Source organism: Mangrovibacter plantisponsor, assembly GCF_003182475.1.
In the GTDB taxonomy this organism is placed as follows: domain Bacteria; phylum Pseudomonadota; class Gammaproteobacteria; order Enterobacterales; family Enterobacteriaceae; genus Mangrovibacter; species Mangrovibacter plantisponsor.
Genome location: NZ_QGTS01000022.1, coordinates 19,006 through 34,593, shown reverse-complemented (window position 1 = coordinate 34,593; position 15,588 = coordinate 19,006). Strand labels below are relative to the sequence as shown.

Here is a 15,588-nt window from a genome sequence, read left to right as displayed (position 1 = left end):
CTTACTGTGAATTGCGGCTAATCATACCGTTTGTTTGACCACCGGGTGATGCCTGTAACGGATTAGCAATGAAATAGTTTCTCAGCCCCTGGTAAATCGCATTGGCAATTTTTTGCTGGTAGTCATCACTCGCCAGTAACTGCTCTTCGCGGCTGTTACTGATAAACCCGGTTTCCACCAACAATGACGGGATATCCGGAGAACGCAGCACGCCAAGGCTGGCATGCTCCGGATGGCGCTTGTGCAAATCACCAATGTTATTTAACTGGCGAATCACATAAGTGGCGACATCATAACCAACTCGCTGTGAGTGACCAAACTGTAAATCCAGCACAGCCTGGCTCAGGTAGGGATCGGCCTGGTTTGCCAGCACATCTCCCGCGCCCCCCAGCAACTCAGACTGCTTTTCATGTTGCTCCAGCCAGCCAGCCATTTCGCTGTCTGCCCGGCGGTTGGACAGCACCCAAACGGAAGCGCCGGTGGCCTCACGGTTTGGCGCGGCATCGGCATGAATGGAAACCAGCAAGTTGGCATTCTGTTTACGGGCCACTTCCGAACGCCCCATCACCGAGATGAAGTAGTCGCCATCGCGAGTCAGCACACCTTTAAACATCGGGTCATTATTCAGTAAGGTACGCAGTTTTCGGGCAACAGATAACGTGACGTTTTTCTCGCGAGTGCCGCCTGCGCCAATCGCCCCCGGATCCTGCCCGCCATGGCCTGCATCAATCGCTACCACCACCTGGCTACCACCAGCAGACGGGCGGCTTCTCACTGGCTGAGGCGGTGTGCGAGTGCTCACCACGCCAGTGACTTTCGGTTCATCACTGTGAAACGGGTTGCGGCCACTGTCTGGTACGCTGGCTGTAACCGGTGTACGGGTTGACGGTGTTGGTTTAACAACTGGCGCTGCAGCTACAGGTGGCGCTGGCGGTGGTTTCACGGCATCGATAGTAAAGACCACAGCAACCTGAGCGCCCCGGCCCTGTTTGCTGGCGCGAACCGTCCCTTTTTCGGTTAAATCTACCGCCAGGCGCAGTGTTTGTGGGTCGCCAGACGAAGTGGAGCGAATTTGATGCACCAGATTGTCGCCACTGAATACCAGAGGCAGGCCCTGAATCACACCGCTTTGTTGAATATCAAGTAACACCGTTCGGGGAGAGGACTGGGAGAACCGGTACTGCGGGTCACCCATAAACAAAAACGTAATTCTGGCCTGTTCAGCGCCATTCGATACCTGAATATCCGCAACGGTCGCCGCGCGGACAGGCAAACATAACACCAACACAATGGTGGCTAACAGCCACATGATTCCCCGAACAGACATGCAATCTTCCTTGTTAATTAGCCAGACGGGCCACCAAAGCCGTTCCTGCTTCAGAGACAGGGGTGACTACTGCTTCACGACCTTCTCCCTGCCAGGATAAATGCAGTTCTACATCAGGCTCGGGTAACACACCAGTACCTTGCTGCGGCCATTCAACCAGGCAAATCGCATCACGGGTAAAGTAATCACGAATGCCCATAAATTCGAGTTCTTCCGGGTCTGCCAGGCGGTACAGGTCAAAGTGATACACCATCATATCGCCAAGGTCATAAGGTTCTACCAGGGTGTAAGTCGGGCTTTTCACATTGCCCTTATGCCCCAGGGCCTGCAAGAAGCCCCGGCTGAACGTGGTTTTACCGGCACCCAGATCACCATATAAATAAATTACCGTCGCCCCCTGGCAGGCTTTTGCGAGACGTTCGCCAAGGTGAATCGTTGCCTGTTCATCGGCCAGTGGGATAACACAATTTGTCATGATTTCATCAATTCAATTTCAGGGTTAACAAACGAATACAGTGCAGACAATAGATCCATTGCCAGCATACCGCGTGTGCCATAACGTGCCGCCAAACTATCTGCAGCGGCACCATGCGCCACACAGCCCGCGCAGGCAGCATCAAATAGCGGAAGATGCTGGGCTAATAACGCCCCGATAATACCAGACAACACATCCCCCATACCGCCACTTGCCATGCCTGGATTGCCCACGTCAATAATAGCCTGGCGACCGGCAGTGGCGATAACAGTGCCCGCACCTTTCAGCACCACACACCCGCCATATTGCTCAACCAGACGGCGCGCGGAAAGTAAGCGATCACTTTCGATTTCAGCAACAGAGCATCCCAGCAAACGCGCGGCTTCGCCAGGATGCGGCGTCATCACGCGATTGTCACCTGTTATGGGATTTATTGCCAGAAGGTTCAGTGCATCCGCATCCCATAGCATCGGTTTAGCCGAATGCTTTACGCGTTCAAAGGCATCACGCCCCCAGTCCTGCTGACCCAGCCCCGGGCCAATCACCACGACATCTGCCCAGCGCAGGCTCTCATCGAGCGATTCAGGCGTCAGAGCCTGAACCATCAATTCCGGGCGCGCGGTCAATAACGCAGTGGCATTTTCCGGGCGTGTCAGTACCCTGACCAAACCGGCTCCGGCACGCAGCGCCGCCTCACCCGCCATGCGAATCGCCCCGGCAGTACCGGTATCGCCGCCAATCACCACCAGGCGGCCATGGTTCCCTTTATGGGATGTCGCTCTGCGCGGATGCAACCAGCGCTTCAGGTCACCCTGATCAAAACGCTTCACCGGCGCATCCTGCTCCGCCAGCCAGCCTTCCAGCCCCAGAGCATGGTAATGCAGTTGCCCCACTACATCGCGGGCTTTCCCGGTCAACAAGCCGGTTTTCAGGGCGATAAACGTCACTGTATGGCTGGCTGAAACTACCGCCCCCGGCGTGGTGCCGGTATTGGCATCCAGGCCTGATGGCACATCCAGAGCCAATACCGGAGCCGGGTGCTGGTTCACCTGCTCGATTACCGCGGCAAGGTTTTCTCTGGGAGCCTGGCGAATACCGGTTCCCAGTAGCCCATCGACAATCAGGTCAACCTGCTGCGGAAAGGCCGAGGTAACCGGGGAAATGTGCCCACCCGCCGCCAGCCAGGCGCTGCGTGCGGCCTGCGCCTCATCCGGCAAGGGTTTGTCGCTCTCAACTGCCAGTACAGTAACCTGAATACCGGCAGCCTGCGCACAACGGGCAACCACATAGCCGTCACCGCCGTTGTTACCGTGGCCGCATAACACCAGCCAGTGGTGGCTTGCGGGAAAAGTACTGCGGGCGACAGCAAACGCGGCTTCCCCCGCCCGCTGCATCAGTTCATACAGTGTGACACCCGTTGCGGCCGCAGCCCGGGCTTCCGCCTTACGCAACCAATCTGCGGACCAGACTGACTGTGGTATACTTGCAGAGTTTCTGTTCAGGTAATGGTCCGTCATGTCTCAGCCCTTCGTTCTTGGTGAATTAGCGCAAAAAATTAAACAGTGGGGCAAGGAACTGGGGTTCCAGCAGGTCGGTATTTGCGATACAGACCTGAGCGCCAGTGAACCCGCGCTCCAGGCATGGCTCGACAAACAGTATCACGGAGAAATGGAGTGGATGGCACGCCATGGCATGATGCGCGCTCGCCCCCATGAATTATTGCCGGGTACATTGCGGGTTATCAGTGTGCGCATGAATTATCTCCCCACCGGTGCCGCTTTTGCCAGTACGCTGAAGAACCCACGCCTTGGTTATGTCAGCCGTTATGCACTGGGGCGCGATTACCACAAGCTACTACGCCAGCGCCTGAAGCAACTCGGCGAGCGCATTCGTGAACACTGTACTGAACTGAATTTTAGACCTTTCGTAGATTCAGCGCCTCTTCTTGAACGCCCTCTGGCTGTAAAAGCCGGGTTAGGCTGGACAGGTAAGCACTCACTTATCCTCAACAAAGAAGCCGGCTCATTCTTTTTTCTTGGTGAGTTACTGGTGGATATCCCACTGCCCGTTGACCAGCCGGTTGAAGAAGGCTGTGGGCGCTGTGTTGCCTGCATGACTATGTGCCCAACCCAGGCGATTGTCGCGCCTTATACTGTGGATGCCCGGCGCTGTATATCCTACCTCACCATTGAGCTCGAAGGGGCTATTCCTGAGGAATTTCGCCCCCTGATGGGTAACCGCATTTACGGCTGTGATGATTGCCAGTTGATTTGCCCATGGAACCGTTTTTCACAACTGACTGACGAAGCTGATTTTTCTCCCCGCAAAGCATTACATACACCGGAACTCCTGGCATTGTTTGCCTGGGATGAAGCTCATTTCCTTAAAGTGACTGAAGGCTCGGCAATTCGGCGCATCGGGCATCTGCGCTGGCTGAGAAACATAGCGGTGGCTCTGGGGAATGCCCCCTGGGAAAGTGCCGTACTTGATGCACTGGAGCAACGCAGAGGTGAGCACCCACTTCTGGATGAGCATATTGAATGGGCGATTGCGCAACAATTAGCGAAGCGGGAAGCATTGAGTGTGACCGTTTCTTCAGCGCAACAACAACGCCTGGTCAGGGCCATTGAAAAAGGATTATCCCGGGATGCGTAAGTATCCACAGCCTGTTCATAAGAAAAAAAACAGGTTGTCATTCAACAGTAAAAAAATCGTCAAGTGATCCAGGTAACATTTATCAATATATTTAAATAACTTAAAAATCATTAAGTTACATGATTTCACGCCATAAAAAACCGAAATAAACCGGGGCAGTGATTTTTTTATCAACCTGTGGATAAGTTTGTTCACAACTTTTTTCCAGGCAATAAAAAAACCACCCTGCAGCACTTCAATGCTGTGGATAGTATGATGAGAAAAATTTGGAGCGGGAAACGAGACTCGAACTCGCGACCCCGACCTTGGCAAGGTCGTGCTCTACCAACTGAGCTATTCCCGCTTGGGTGGTACTGGCCTGATGGCCTGTCAAATTTTGGAGCGGGAAACGAGACTCGAACTCGCGACCCCGACCTTGGCAAGGTCGTGCTCTACCAACTGAGCTATTCCCGCTTGGGTGGTGCTGGCCTGACGGCCTGTCAAATTTTTGGAGCGGGAAACGAGACTCGAACTCGCGACCCCGACCTTGGCAAGGTCGTGCTCTACCAACTGAGCTATTCCCGCCCTGTGCAACTCTGCAAAACAGCATCGTCACGGGAGGCGCATTATACGAGAATTCGCATTTACCGCAAGCCCTGAATGAGAAAATTTCGTGCTTTTTGTTTGAATGATGATTTATTCAACAAAATGGTGATTTTCCCAGCGGATGAGGGGCTTGCCCTCACCCAGCTTGTTACAACTTGATAAAATTCTCGCGGTAATAAGCCAGTTCCGCCACGGATTCACGAATGTCATCCAGCGCCTGGTGAGCACCTTGTTTCTTAAATCCACTGAGAATTTCTGGTTTCCAGCGGCGAGCCAGCTCTTTCAGTGTGCTGACATCCAGATAGCGGTAGTGAAAATAAGCTTCAAGCTCCGGCATGTATTTGAATAAAAAACGGCGATCCTGGCCGATACTGTTACCGCAAATCGGCGAAGTATTGGCAGGCACCCATTCACGCAAAAATTCCAGTGTCGCCTGCTGTGCTGCGTTGTCATCCATCTGGCTGGATTTTACACGCTCAACCAGGCCACTGGCCGTGTGGGTACGCACATTCCAGTCGTCCATCAGTGCCAACTGCTCATCAGACTGGTGCACTGCAATTACCGGGCCTTCAGCCAGAATATTCAAATCGGCATCGGTTACCAGCGTGGCAATCTCAATAATGCGGTCACGTTCCGGATCCAGCCCTGTCATTTCCAGGTCAATCCAAATCAGGTTATTTTCTTTCGCACTCATGCTTTTTCTGTCCTTTTCGTCTCTTGGCGCACTGACAATCGGTTATTTCGTATAAAATAGCGTGTATCATAGAGGTTTTGCCCATTGTGGGCGACCAGGAGCCACCACTATTGAGTAAAAATAAACTCTCCAAAGGCCAACAACGCCGCGTGAAAGCGAACCACCAGCGCAGGTTGAAAAACCCTACGGAGAAAACAGATTACGACGATACGCTGTTTGGCGAGCCACAAGAGGGTATCGTTATCAGCCGTTTCGGTATGCACGCTGACGTTGAATCCTCCGACGGCGAAGTCCACCGTTGCAACATTCGCCGTACCATCAAATCCCTGGTTACTGGCGACCGCGTGGTCTGGCGCCCGGGCAAACCCGCAGCTGAAGGCGTGATGGTCAACGGCATCGTCGAGGCGGTGCACGAACGAGCCTCCGTACTGACCCGGCCTGATTATTATGACGGGATAAAACCCATCGCTGCCAATATCGATCAAATTGTGATTGTCTCTGCAATTCTGCCGGAACTCTCCCTGAATATTATTGACCGTTATCTGGTTGCCTGCGAAACCCTGGATGTTGAACCACTGCTGGTGCTCAATAAAACCGATTTACTTGATGAAGACGCACTGAACTTCGTGAACGAGCAAATGGATATTTACCGCAAAATTGGTTACCGCGTACTGATGGTTTCCAGTCATGCTCACCAGGGGCTGGAAGAGCTTGAAACCCTGCTGACAGGCCGTATCAGTATCTTTGCTGGTCAGTCTGGTGTGGGGAAATCCAGTTTGCTGAATGCGTTGTTAGGGCTGGATGAAGAAAAAATCCTGACTAACGACGTTTCCGATGTTTCTGGCCTTGGGCAGCATACCACCACCGCCGCGCGCCTTTATCACTTCCCCCATGGTGGTGATGTCATTGACTCCCCCGGCGTTCGTGAATTTGGTCTGTGGCACCTGGAAGCGGAACAAATCACTCAGGGTTTTGTCGAATTCCATGATTATTTAGGCACCTGTAAATACCGCGACTGCAGCCATAACAATGATCCCGGTTGTGCCCTGCGCGCTGCCGTTGAACGCGGTGAAATAGCTGAAACTCGTTTTGAAAACTATCACCGCATTCTGGAAAGCATGGCGCAAGTCAAAACCCGTAAGAATTTTTCAGAAACCGATAACTGACAACCAGGCAGGCTGCCGTTAAAATTCGTCGCCCTGTATACAGGCCCGGTCAACACGCGATGCCGGGCAAGGAAAAGCAATACAACGGCCTGGAGGCTAACTTGCTAAATAACATTAAACTTTCACTTCAATACATTCTGCCCAAACTGTGGCTGACCCGGCTGGCTGGCTGGGGTGCAAACAAGCGCGCAGGCTGGCTGACCAAACTGGTAATTGATGCGTTCGTTAAATGCTACAAAGTTGACATGAAAGAAGCGCAAAAGCCGGATACAGCCAGTTACCGTACCTTCAACGAATTTTTCGTGCGCCCTTTACGGGAAGATGCGCGCCGCCTGAACACTGACCCAAATGCCCTGGTAATGCCGGCCGATGGCGCGGTGAGCCAGTGCGGGGCGATTGAAGACGATAAACTGCTGCAGGCGAAAGGCCATGATTACACGCTGGAAGCCTTGCTGGCAGGTAACTACAACATGGCGGCACTGTTTCGTAATGGCAGCTTCGTCACTACGTACTTGTCCCCGCGGGATTACCACCGGGTGCATATGCCCTGCAACGGCATTCTGCGGGAAATGATTTACGTACCGGGCGACCTGTTCTCCGTCAACCCGTTAACCGCGCAAAATGTGCCTAATCTGTTTGCCCGTAACGAACGAGTTATTTGCCTGTTTGATACCGAATTTGGCCCAATGGCACAAATTATGGTGGGCGCGACCATCGTTGGCAGTATTGAAACTGTATGGGCTGGTACTGTCACTCCGCCACGGGAAGGGATAATTAAACGCTGGACCTGGCCTGACGGCAGCCAGGAAGACGCGGTTGCGTTACTGAAAGGCCAGGAAATGGGGCGTTTTAAACTGGGCTCAACCGTGATTAACCTGTTTGCACCAGGTAAAGTGACGCTGGATGAACAACTCAAGCCATTGCTGACCACCCGCCTTGGCGACACACTGGCCTGGGGAAGTGTGGCTCACGCTGAACAAGGCGACAACCTGGCAACAGAGCAGGTTCAACCCGCCGCTGAAGACAGTTAACTACTAACCGACGAGTACGCAACGTGCGCCTGCTAATCCTGTTTCTGGTGACCCTGAGTCTCAGCCTGGGGGCGCACGCCGCCCCTTCTTCTACGGATAACGACGCTATTGCTCAGGCACTGGAGCAAGCGAAAGCTAACAAGAACCAGCCAGGCCAGGCTGAACTGATTGAAACCCTTCAGGCTGCATTGAGCTCTCTTGAAGAGCGTGAGCACGCCCGGCAACAGGCTGATGAATACCAGCAGGTTATCGATAACTTTCCCAAACTCTCTCAGGCGTTACGCCAGCAACTGGCTAACCAGCCCTCATCAGAGGCGGAAAAAATCCCTGCGGGGTTGTCAGCGGACGTGCTTAACCAGGAAATTCTCCAGGTCAGCAGCAAATTGCTGGATAAAACCCGCGAAGCTCAGCAGGAGCAGGAAAAAAGCCGCGATATTACCGATTCACTGAACCAGTTGCCGCAGCAGCAAACCGATATCCGCCGCCAGCTTGGCGAACTGGAGCGCCGTTCAGGTATCAATGCTTCCAATACACCTCTGGCACAGGCACAGCAGTGGGCACTCCAGGCGGATATTGCTCGCCTGCGCGCCAGGCTTACCGAGCTGGAACTGGCTCAGCTTTCTGCAAATAATCGCCAGGAACTGGCACGCCTGCGGGCAAGCCTTGCGGAGAAACAGAGCGAACAACTGGACGGGCGGTTACAGGCGCTACGTAATCAATTAAATAACCAGCGCCAGCGCGAGGCAGAAAAAGCGCTGGAAAGCACCGAGCTGTTAGCGGAAAACAGCGAAAACCTGCCCCCAGAAATCGAGGCCCAGTTTACTGTTAACCGTGAACTTTCTCAGGCGCTGAATCTTCAGGCGCAACGCATGGATCTGGTCGCCTCTCAGCAGCGCCAGGCTGCCAACCAGATTCTGCAAGTGCGCCAGGCGCTCAATACCCTGCGTGAACAGTCACAGTGGTTAGGGGTGTCTAATGTTCTGGGCGAAACACTTCGCGCTCAGGTGGCGCGCCTGCCCGAAATGCCCAAACCACAGCAGGTAGATACCGAAATGGCGCAAATCCGTGTTCAACGGTTGCGTTATGAAGATCAACTGAATAAACAACCGCAGTTGCGCCAGGTTCGCCAGGCCAGTGGCCAGCCACTGACTCCGGAACAAACTAAGATTCTTGACGCCCAGTTACGCACCCAGCGTGAATTACTGAGTTCACTCTTACAGGGTGGCGATGCGCTTATCCTTGAGTTAACGAAATTGCGCGTCGCCAACAGCCAGTTGGAAGATGCGCTGAAAGAGGTCAACGAAGCCACTCACCGCTACCTGTTCTGGACAGCGGATGTCAGCGCCATCTCCCTGAGCTGGCCGCTGGATATCATGCAGGATCTGCGCCGTCTGCTCTCGCTTGATACTCTGGGGCAATTAGGCAACGCCGCAGGTATGATGCTGACCAGCCGGGAAACCCTGATCCCTTTATTTGCTGCTCTGGTTCTGGTGGGGTTCAGTATCAGTTCTCGTCGCCACTTTTCAGCGTTCCTTGAACGTTCCAGCAGTAAAGTTGGCAAAGTCACCCAGGATCACTTTTATCTCACCATTCGCACTGTGTTCTGGTCGATTCTGGTTGCCTCCCCGTTACCCGTGCTATGGGGCATTCTGGGCCATGGTTTACAACAGGCCTGGCCGTGGCCAATCGCAGTCGCAGTTGGCGACGGTGTAACTGCCACGGTACCCTTGCTGTGGGTGGTGATGATTTGCGCCACCTTTGCACGCAGCAATGGCCTGTTTGTGGCTCATTTCGGCTGGCCGCGCCACCGGGTAGCCCGGGCTATGCGTTATTACCTGATGAGCATTGGTTTAATTGTGCCGCTAATTATGGCGCTTATCATGTTCGATAACCTCAATGACCGGGAGTTTTCCGCTTCACTCGGCCGCCTGTGTTTTGTCTTTATCTGTGGTGCACTGGCTATTGTCACTCTCAGTTTAAAACGTGCCGGGATCCCACTGTGGCTGGATAAGCAGGGCAATGGTGACAATGTCCTCAACCGCCTGTTCTGGAACTTATTGATCTGCGCACCTGTACTGTCTGCGCTGGCATCACTGGTGGGTTACCTCGCAACGTCGCAGGCGTTGCTGGCGCGCCTGGAAACCTCTGTCGCCATCTGGTTTTTGCTGCTGGTCATCTACCATATTGTGCGCCGCTGGATGTTTATTCAGCGCCGCCGGCTGGCATTCGACCGGGCCAAACACCGCCGGGCGGAGATCCTTGCTCAACGAGCGAAAGGCGAAGAAGAATCAGTGCAGGGGCACAGTGCGGAAGGCGGCCCGGATCTTCCTGAAGATACCGAAATAGATCTGGATACGATCAGCGCGCAGTCTCTCCGCCTGGTGCGATCCCTGCTGACACTGGTCGCATTGATCTCGGTGATCGCGTTATGGTCGGAGATCCATTCGGCGTTCAGCTTCCTGGAGAACATTTCATTGTGGGATGTCACCACCACTGTACAGGGTGTGGAAAGCATCGAACCCATTACCGTTGGTGCTGTGCTTATCGCCATTCTGGTGTTCATTATCACTATGCAACTGGTGCGTAATCTACCTGCTCTGTTGGAGCTGGCTATACTGCAGCATTTGGATCTGACCCCTGGCACCGGTTATGCCATTACTACCGTCACCAAATATTTGCTGATGCTGCTGGGCGGCCTGGTCGGGTTTTCCATGATTGGTATTGAATGGGCCAAATTACAGTGGCTGGTTGCCGCGTTAGGTGTGGGGCTGGGCTTTGGCTTACAGGAGATTTTCGCCAACTTTATTTCCGGGCTGATTATCTTGTTTGAAAAACCCATTCGTATTGGCGATACCGTAACGATTCGAGACCTGACAGGCAGTATTACCAAAATTAACACCCGGGCAACCACTATCAGCGACTGGGATCGTAAAGAGATAATTGTCCCCAATAAGGCGTTTATTACTGAACAGTTTATTAACTGGTCGCTGTCTGATTCTGTTACTCGTGTGGTGCTCAGTGTCCCGGCCCCTGTGGAAGCCGATACCGAAACCGTTACGGGGATTTTGCTGACAGCCGCGCACCGGTGTTCGCTGGTGATTGATAACCCACCACCTGAAGCTTACCTGGTGGATTTGCAACAGGGCATTCAACTGTTTGAACTGCGAATCTACGCGGCTGAGATGGGGCACCGGATGCCGTTACGCCATGAGCTCCACCAGTTAATCCTGCTGGGCTTCCGGGAGCATAATATTGACCTGCCGTTCCCACCTTTCCAGATGCGGCTTGAATCACTGGATGGCAAACGTAGCGCAACCACCCTGACCTCTGCGGGCAAAAGCGTGCGTTCACCCGGTAGCCTGTAAAAAAAACACCCCGCCATACTCTGGCAGGGGTGTTTTATCGCGCCTGTTACGCGTGCGTGGATCAGGCCCGGTCGACAGTAAAAGCCATTACCTCAGATAAACTTTCAGCGTTCAGCGCCAGCATCACCAGGCGATCAACACCCAGAGCGACACCAGAACAATCCGGCATACCGGCTTTCAGTGCTTCCAGCAGGTTAACGTCCACGGGCTGTTGAGGAAGCCCTTTCGCGGCACGTTTACGGTTATCCTGCTCAAAGCGCTGCTGTTGTTCGCCCGCGTCTGTCAGTTCGTGGAAACCATTCGCCAGCTCCACCCCCCGGAAATAGACTTCAAAGCGCTCAGCCACACGGTGATCTTCGGTACTGATTTGCGCCAGTGCGGCCTGGCTTGCCGGGAAATGGTACACAAAGGTCGGTTTATCTTTGCCAATATGCGGCTCTACACCCATAGCAAACAACAGTTGCAACAAGGTATCGCGGTCTTCTTCGGTATCGGCGATATTACTTAAATCAAGGCGAGCGGCAACTTCACGTAACTGCTGTTTATCTGCAGACAGTGGGTCGATTTCAAGATGGCGCTGAAACGCCTGCTGATAAGAAAGTGACTCTGCCGGGCTGCACTCCAGCACTTGCTGTAATAAGTCATCCACCTCGTTCATCAGGCGATACATGTCATAGCAAGGCCGGTACCATTCCAGCATAGTGAATTCAGGGTTATGGTAGCGCCCCATTTCTTCATTACGGAAACTACGGCATAACTGATAGACCGGCCCACAGCCTGCAGCAAGCAAGCGCTTCATGTGGTATTCCGGGCTGGTCATTAAATACAGGTTCATCCCTTGTGAATGACCCGGCCCAACAAAACGTGTTTCGAAAGGCACCAAATGGACGTCAGTAACCGTTGCCTGGCTCATACAGGGGGTTTCGACTTCAAGGACGCCCCGGTCTGAAAAAAAACGCCGTATTCCGGCCATAATTTCAGCACGTTTCAATAAATTGGGGACTGATGCGCCCGGCTGCCAGGTTGCCGTATCGCTCATGTTACTTTCTCCGGTTTGACACAAGGGCACGCAGTCTACTCGCATCTCCATAAAGAGACAAATTTTGCACAGCAAAATTTGCCGAATAAGCCCGTCATGCCTGGCCTGGCTCATTTTTTTGTAAGTCAGTCAGTGACATTAGTTGATTGTTGCGGATATCAACAAAAAAATCGAACACGTCAATTTTCCCTCTTTTTAGCAAGGTTATACTGTCCTCCCCACCAAGGAGCAGGGGAAAACGTTCGCTTTCGCTATCGGCCATTGTGTGAGCTACCTTTGGAACAGATGCGTTGCGAAATAACCATAATCTGGAGGAATGTCGTGCAAACCATTCAAGCTGATATCGCTATAATTGGTGCCGGCGGTGCAGGTCTTCGCACCGCAATTGCGGCAGCGCAGGCGAATCCACAAGCCACCATCGCGCTGATATCCAAAGTCTACCCAATGCGCAGCCACACTGTTGCTGCTGAAGGTGGTTCTGCCGCGGTCGCACAAGATCATGATAGTTTCGAGTATCATTTTCACGATACCGTTGCAGGTGGTGACTGGCTCTGTGAACAGGACGTTGTTGATTATTTCGTTCATCACTGCCCAACAGAGATGACGCAACTGGAGCAATGGGGATGCCCATGGAGCCGCCGCCCTGACGGGTCGGTTAACGTGCGTCGTTTTGGGGGGATGAAAATAGAAAGGACCTGGTTTGCCGCAGATAAAACCGGCTTTCATATGCTCCACACCCTGTTCCAAACTTCTCTGCAATTCCCACAAATTCACCGCTTCGATGAACACTTTGTCCTCGACATTCTGGTTGATGAAGGCCATGTGCGCGGCCTGGTCGCCATGAATATGATGGAAGGGACGCTGGTACAAATCCGTGCAAATGCCGTGGTTATGGCAACCGGCGGCGCTGGCCGTGTTTATCGCTATAACACTAACGGCGGGATTGTCACCGGCGACGGTATGGGCATGGCACTGGCTCATGGCGTACCGCTGCGGGATATGGAATTCGTGCAGTATCACCCCACCGGTTTGCCGGGCTCCGGTATTCTGATGACAGAAGGCTGCCGTGGTGAAGGTGGTATTCTGGTCAACAAAGACGGCTACCGTTACCTGCAGGATTACGGTATGGGGCCAGAAACCCCACTGGGTGAACCGAAGAACAAATATATGGAATTGGGCCCGCGCGACAAAGTTTCGCAGGCCTTCTGGCATGAGTGGCGTGCTGGCCGCACCATTGAAACGCCAAGGGGCGATGTGGTGTATCTGGACTTACGCCACCTTGGTGAGAAAAAACTGCTCGAGCGCCTGCCATTTATTTGTGAACTGGCGAAAGCTTATGTCGGTGTGGATCCCATCAAAGAACCTATTCCAGTTCGCCCAACAGCGCACTACACCATGGGTGGCATTGAAACCAACACCGAATGTGAAACCCGTATTGCAGGTTTGTTCGCTGTCGGCGAGTGCTCTTCTGTGGGGCTGCACGGTGCCAACCGTCTGGGGTCCAACTCTCTGGCGGAACTGGTGGTGTTTGGCCGCATGGCGGGTGAAAAAGCGATGGCGCACGCTGCACAGGCAAGTGCCGGTAATGACAATGCCCTGAATGCTCAGGTCGCTGATATTGAACGCCGCCTGACAACCCTGGTAAACCAGGAAGGGAACGAAAACTGGGCGAAAATTCGCGACGAAATGGGCCTGTCGATGGAAGAAGGCTGCGGGATTTACCGTACGCCGGAACTGATGCAAAAAACCATCGATAAACTGGCTGAATTGCAGGAGCGCTTCAAGCGTGTGCGCATTACCGACACCTCCAGCGTGTTCAACACCGATTTGCTTTACACCATAGAACTGGGCCACGGCCTGAATGTTGCCGAATGTATGGCGCACTCAGCACTGGCACGTAAAGAATCCCGTGGGGCGCATCAACGCCTTGATGAAGGTTGCACAGAGCGTGATGATGTGAACTTCCTCAAACATACCCTGGCGTTCAGGGATGCCGAAGGCCACACCCATCTTGAATACAGCGATGTGAAAATCACCACTCTGCCACCAGCAAAACGCGTTTATGGCGCCGAAGCGGAAGCAGCCGATAAAAAGGAGACGGCGAATGGCTGAGATGAAAACCATGAAACTGGAAGTGGTGCGTTATAACCCGGAAACGGATAACGAGCCACACAGTGTGTTTTACGATGTGCCATGGGATGAACAAACTTCATTGCTGGATGCGCTGGGTTATATCAAAGATAACCTGGCACCAGACCTGAGCTACCGCTGGTCCTGCCGTATGGCGATTTGCGGTTCCTGCGGCATGATGGTTAACCAAATCCCTAAACTGGCCTGTAAAACCTTCCTGCGTGATTACACTCAGGGCATTAAAATCGAGGCACTGGCAAATTTCCCCATTGAGCGCGATCTTGTGGTGGACATGACCCACTTCATTGAAAGCCTTGAGGCAATTAAGCCCTACATCATTGGCAATAATCGTTCTCCAGAACAAGGGCCAAATACCCAAACACCTGCGCAAATGGCGCGTTATCACCAGTTTTCCGGGTGTATTAACTGTGGGTTGTGTTACGCCGCCTGCCCACAATTTGGCCTGAATCCGGAGTTTATTGGCCCGGCAGCCCTGACGCTGGCCCATCGCTACAATCTGGACAGCCGTGATCATGGCAAGAAAATGCGTATGCCAGTGATTAACGGTGAAAACGGTGTGTGGCCCTGCACATTTGTCGGCTTTTGTTCTGAAGTCTGCCCGAAACATGTCGACCCGGCAGCCGCAATTCAGCAAACAAAAGTGGAAAGTGCGAAGGACTTTTTAATCGCCACCCTGAAACCACGCTAAGGAGTGCAGCATGACCACAAAACGTAAACCTTATGTGCGGGCAGTTGCTCCTGACTGGTGGCAAAAACTGCCGTTTTACCGTTTCTATATGCTTCGTGAAGGCACCTCTGTGCCAACCGTCTGGTTCAGCATCATCCTGATTTATGGGTTGTATGCATTAAAAGGCGGGGCAGAATCCTGGGCCGGCTTTGTTGGCTTCCTGCAAAACCCAGTGGTGATCATCCTGAATCTGATTACCCTGGCTGCAGCCCTGCTGCATACCAAAACCTGGTTCGAACTGGCGCCGAAAGCCGCTATTCTGATCGTTAAAGGTGAGAAACTACCCCCACAACCCCTGATTCGCGCACTGTGGGCAGTCACTGCCATTGTCACTGTCGTGATTCTTGGCGTGGCGCTGTTCTGGTAAGGGAGG

13 protein-coding genes and 3 tRNA genes are annotated in these 15,588 nt (G+C 53.3%); 7 read left to right on the top strand and 9 right to left on the bottom strand.

Going from position 1 to position 15,588, the window contains the following annotated elements; translation table 11 throughout:
• Nucleotide 1: 1 nt before the first annotated feature.
• From amiB to nnr, 3 genes are read right to left on the bottom strand one after another with little or no spacing between them, the layout of a single operon-like run.
• Nucleotides 2-1,327, bottom strand: a complete 1,326-nt coding sequence (amiB, locus tag DES37_RS23600) for an N-acetylmuramoyl-L-alanine amidase AmiB (RefSeq protein ID WP_110028080.1) — start codon at nt 1,325-1,327, stop codon at nt 2-4.
• Nucleotides 1,328-1,340: 13 nt separating this feature from the next.
• Nucleotides 1,341-1,802, bottom strand: a complete 462-nt coding sequence (gene tsaE, locus DES37_RS23595; protein ID WP_036103142.1) for a tRNA (adenosine(37)-N6)-threonylcarbamoyltransferase complex ATPase subunit type 1 TsaE — start codon at nt 1,800-1,802, stop codon at nt 1,341-1,343.
• Nucleotides 1,799-3,319, bottom strand: a complete 1,521-nt coding sequence (gene nnr, locus DES37_RS23590) for a bifunctional ADP-dependent NAD(P)H-hydrate dehydratase/NAD(P)H-hydrate epimerase (RefSeq protein ID WP_110028079.1) — start codon at nt 3,317-3,319, stop codon at nt 1,799-1,801. The genes tsaE and nnr overlap by 4 nt, the downstream gene beginning before the upstream one ends.
• Here nnr and queG point away from each other — a divergent pair.
• On the top strand, nt 3,318-4,457 hold the full coding sequence (gene queG, locus DES37_RS23585) for a tRNA epoxyqueuosine(34) reductase QueG (RefSeq protein ID WP_110028078.1): 1,140 nt from the start codon (nt 3,318-3,320) through the stop codon (nt 4,455-4,457). The genes nnr and queG overlap by 2 nt on opposite strands.
• Before the next feature lie 267 nt (nt 4,458-4,724).
• On the opposite strand, the gene DES37_RS23575 is transcribed toward queG, so the two are convergent.
• The 4 genes from DES37_RS23575 to orn all read right to left on the bottom strand — a co-directional run bounded on the left by DES37_RS23575 (nt 4,725) and on the right by orn (nt 5,736).
• Nucleotides 4,725-4,800: transfer RNA gene (locus DES37_RS23575), tRNA-Gly, on the bottom strand.
• A gap of 34 nt (nt 4,801-4,834) precedes the next feature.
• Nucleotides 4,835-4,910: transfer RNA gene (locus DES37_RS23570), tRNA-Gly, on the bottom strand.
• 35 nt (nt 4,911-4,945) lie between these two features.
• Nucleotides 4,946-5,021, bottom strand: a tRNA-Gly gene (locus DES37_RS23565).
• A gap of 169 nt (nt 5,022-5,190) precedes the next feature.
• On the bottom strand, nt 5,191-5,736 hold the full coding sequence (gene orn, locus DES37_RS23560) for an oligoribonuclease (RefSeq protein ID WP_036103147.1): 546 nt from the start codon (nt 5,734-5,736) through the stop codon (nt 5,191-5,193).
• A 110-nt stretch (nt 5,737-5,846) separates the two neighbouring features.
• Between orn and rsgA the strand changes: the two genes are divergently transcribed.
• The 3 genes from rsgA (at nt 5,847) to mscM (ending at nt 11,298) form a co-directional block, all read left to right on the top strand.
• Complete coding sequence (rsgA, locus tag DES37_RS23555; protein ID WP_036103148.1) at nt 5,847-6,902, top strand: small ribosomal subunit biogenesis GTPase RsgA; 1,056 nt, start codon at nt 5,847-5,849, stop codon at nt 6,900-6,902.
• A gap of 101 nt (nt 6,903-7,003) precedes the next feature.
• Nucleotides 7,004-7,933: an archaetidylserine decarboxylase gene (gene asd, locus DES37_RS23550; RefSeq protein ID WP_036103514.1), complete on the top strand. Its 930-nt coding sequence runs from the start codon at nt 7,004-7,006 to the stop codon at nt 7,931-7,933.
• A gap of 23 nt (nt 7,934-7,956) precedes the next feature.
• Complete coding sequence (gene mscM, locus DES37_RS23545) at nt 7,957-11,298, top strand: miniconductance mechanosensitive channel MscM (protein WP_110028075.1); 3,342 nt, start codon at nt 7,957-7,959, stop codon at nt 11,296-11,298.
• 61 nt (nt 11,299-11,359) lie between these two features.
• On the opposite strand, the gene epmA is transcribed toward mscM, so the two are convergent.
• Both epmA and DES37_RS25690 read right to left on the bottom strand, forming a co-directional pair.
• Nucleotides 11,360-12,337: an elongation factor P--(R)-beta-lysine ligase gene (gene epmA / locus DES37_RS23540; RefSeq protein WP_036103151.1), complete on the bottom strand. Its 978-nt coding sequence runs from the start codon at nt 12,335-12,337 to the stop codon at nt 11,360-11,362.
• Nucleotides 12,338-12,431: 94 nt separating this feature from the next.
• Nucleotides 12,432-12,599 (bottom strand): hypothetical protein, encoded by a 168-nt coding sequence (locus tag DES37_RS25690; protein WP_170123812.1) that lies wholly within the window; start codon nt 12,597-12,599, stop codon nt 12,432-12,434.
• A 59-nt stretch (nt 12,600-12,658) separates the two neighbouring features.
• On the opposite strand from DES37_RS25690, the gene frdA reads away from it, so the two are divergent.
• The 3 genes from frdA to frdC are packed head-to-tail and all read left to right on the top strand — an operon-like array spanning nt 12,659 to nt 15,582.
• On the top strand, nt 12,659-14,449 hold the full coding sequence (gene frdA, locus DES37_RS23535; RefSeq protein ID WP_110028074.1) for a fumarate reductase (quinol) flavoprotein subunit: 1,791 nt from the start codon (nt 12,659-12,661) through the stop codon (nt 14,447-14,449).
• Entirely contained in the window at nt 14,442-15,176 is a 735-nt protein-coding gene (locus DES37_RS23530; RefSeq protein ID WP_064598221.1) for a succinate dehydrogenase/fumarate reductase iron-sulfur subunit, read from the top strand. Before frdA ends, DES37_RS23530 begins: the two co-directional genes overlap by 8 nt.
• 10 nt (nt 15,177-15,186) lie before the next feature.
• Complete coding sequence (gene frdC, locus DES37_RS23525; RefSeq protein WP_036103157.1) at nt 15,187-15,582, top strand: fumarate reductase subunit FrdC; 396 nt, start codon at nt 15,187-15,189, stop codon at nt 15,580-15,582.
• Nucleotides 15,583-15,588 lie beyond the last annotated feature (6 nt).

Excerpts from the sequence above, each read along its gene's own strand:
- tsaE (WP_036103142.1), bottom strand. The coding sequence starts at position 1,802 with ATGACAAATTGTGTTATCCCACTGGCCGATGAACAGGCAACGATTCAC.
- frdC (WP_036103157.1), top strand. The coding sequence starts at position 15,187 with ATGACCACAAAACGTAAACCTTATGTGCGGGCAGTTGCTCCTGACTGG.
- DES37_RS23530 (WP_064598221.1), top strand. The coding sequence starts at position 14,442 with ATGGCTGAGATGAAAACCATGAAACTGGAAGTGGTGCGTTATAACCCG.
- amiB (WP_110028080.1), bottom strand. The coding sequence starts at position 1,327 with ATGTCTGTTCGGGGAATCATGTGGCTGTTAGCCACCATTGTGTTGGTG.
- nnr (WP_110028079.1), bottom strand. The coding sequence starts at position 3,319 with ATGACGGACCATTACCTGAACAGAAACTCTGCAAGTATACCACAGTCA.
- orn (WP_036103147.1), bottom strand. The coding sequence starts at position 5,736 with ATGAGTGCGAAAGAAAATAACCTGATTTGGATTGACCTGGAAATGACA.
- epmA (WP_036103151.1), bottom strand. The coding sequence starts at position 12,337 with ATGAGCGATACGGCAACCTGGCAGCCGGGCGCATCAGTCCCCAATTTA.
- queG (WP_110028078.1), top strand. The coding sequence starts at position 3,318 with ATGTCTCAGCCCTTCGTTCTTGGTGAATTAGCGCAAAAAATTAAACAG.
- DES37_RS25690 (WP_170123812.1), bottom strand. The coding sequence starts at position 12,599 with ATGGCCGATAGCGAAAGCGAACGTTTTCCCCTGCTCCTTGGTGGGGAG.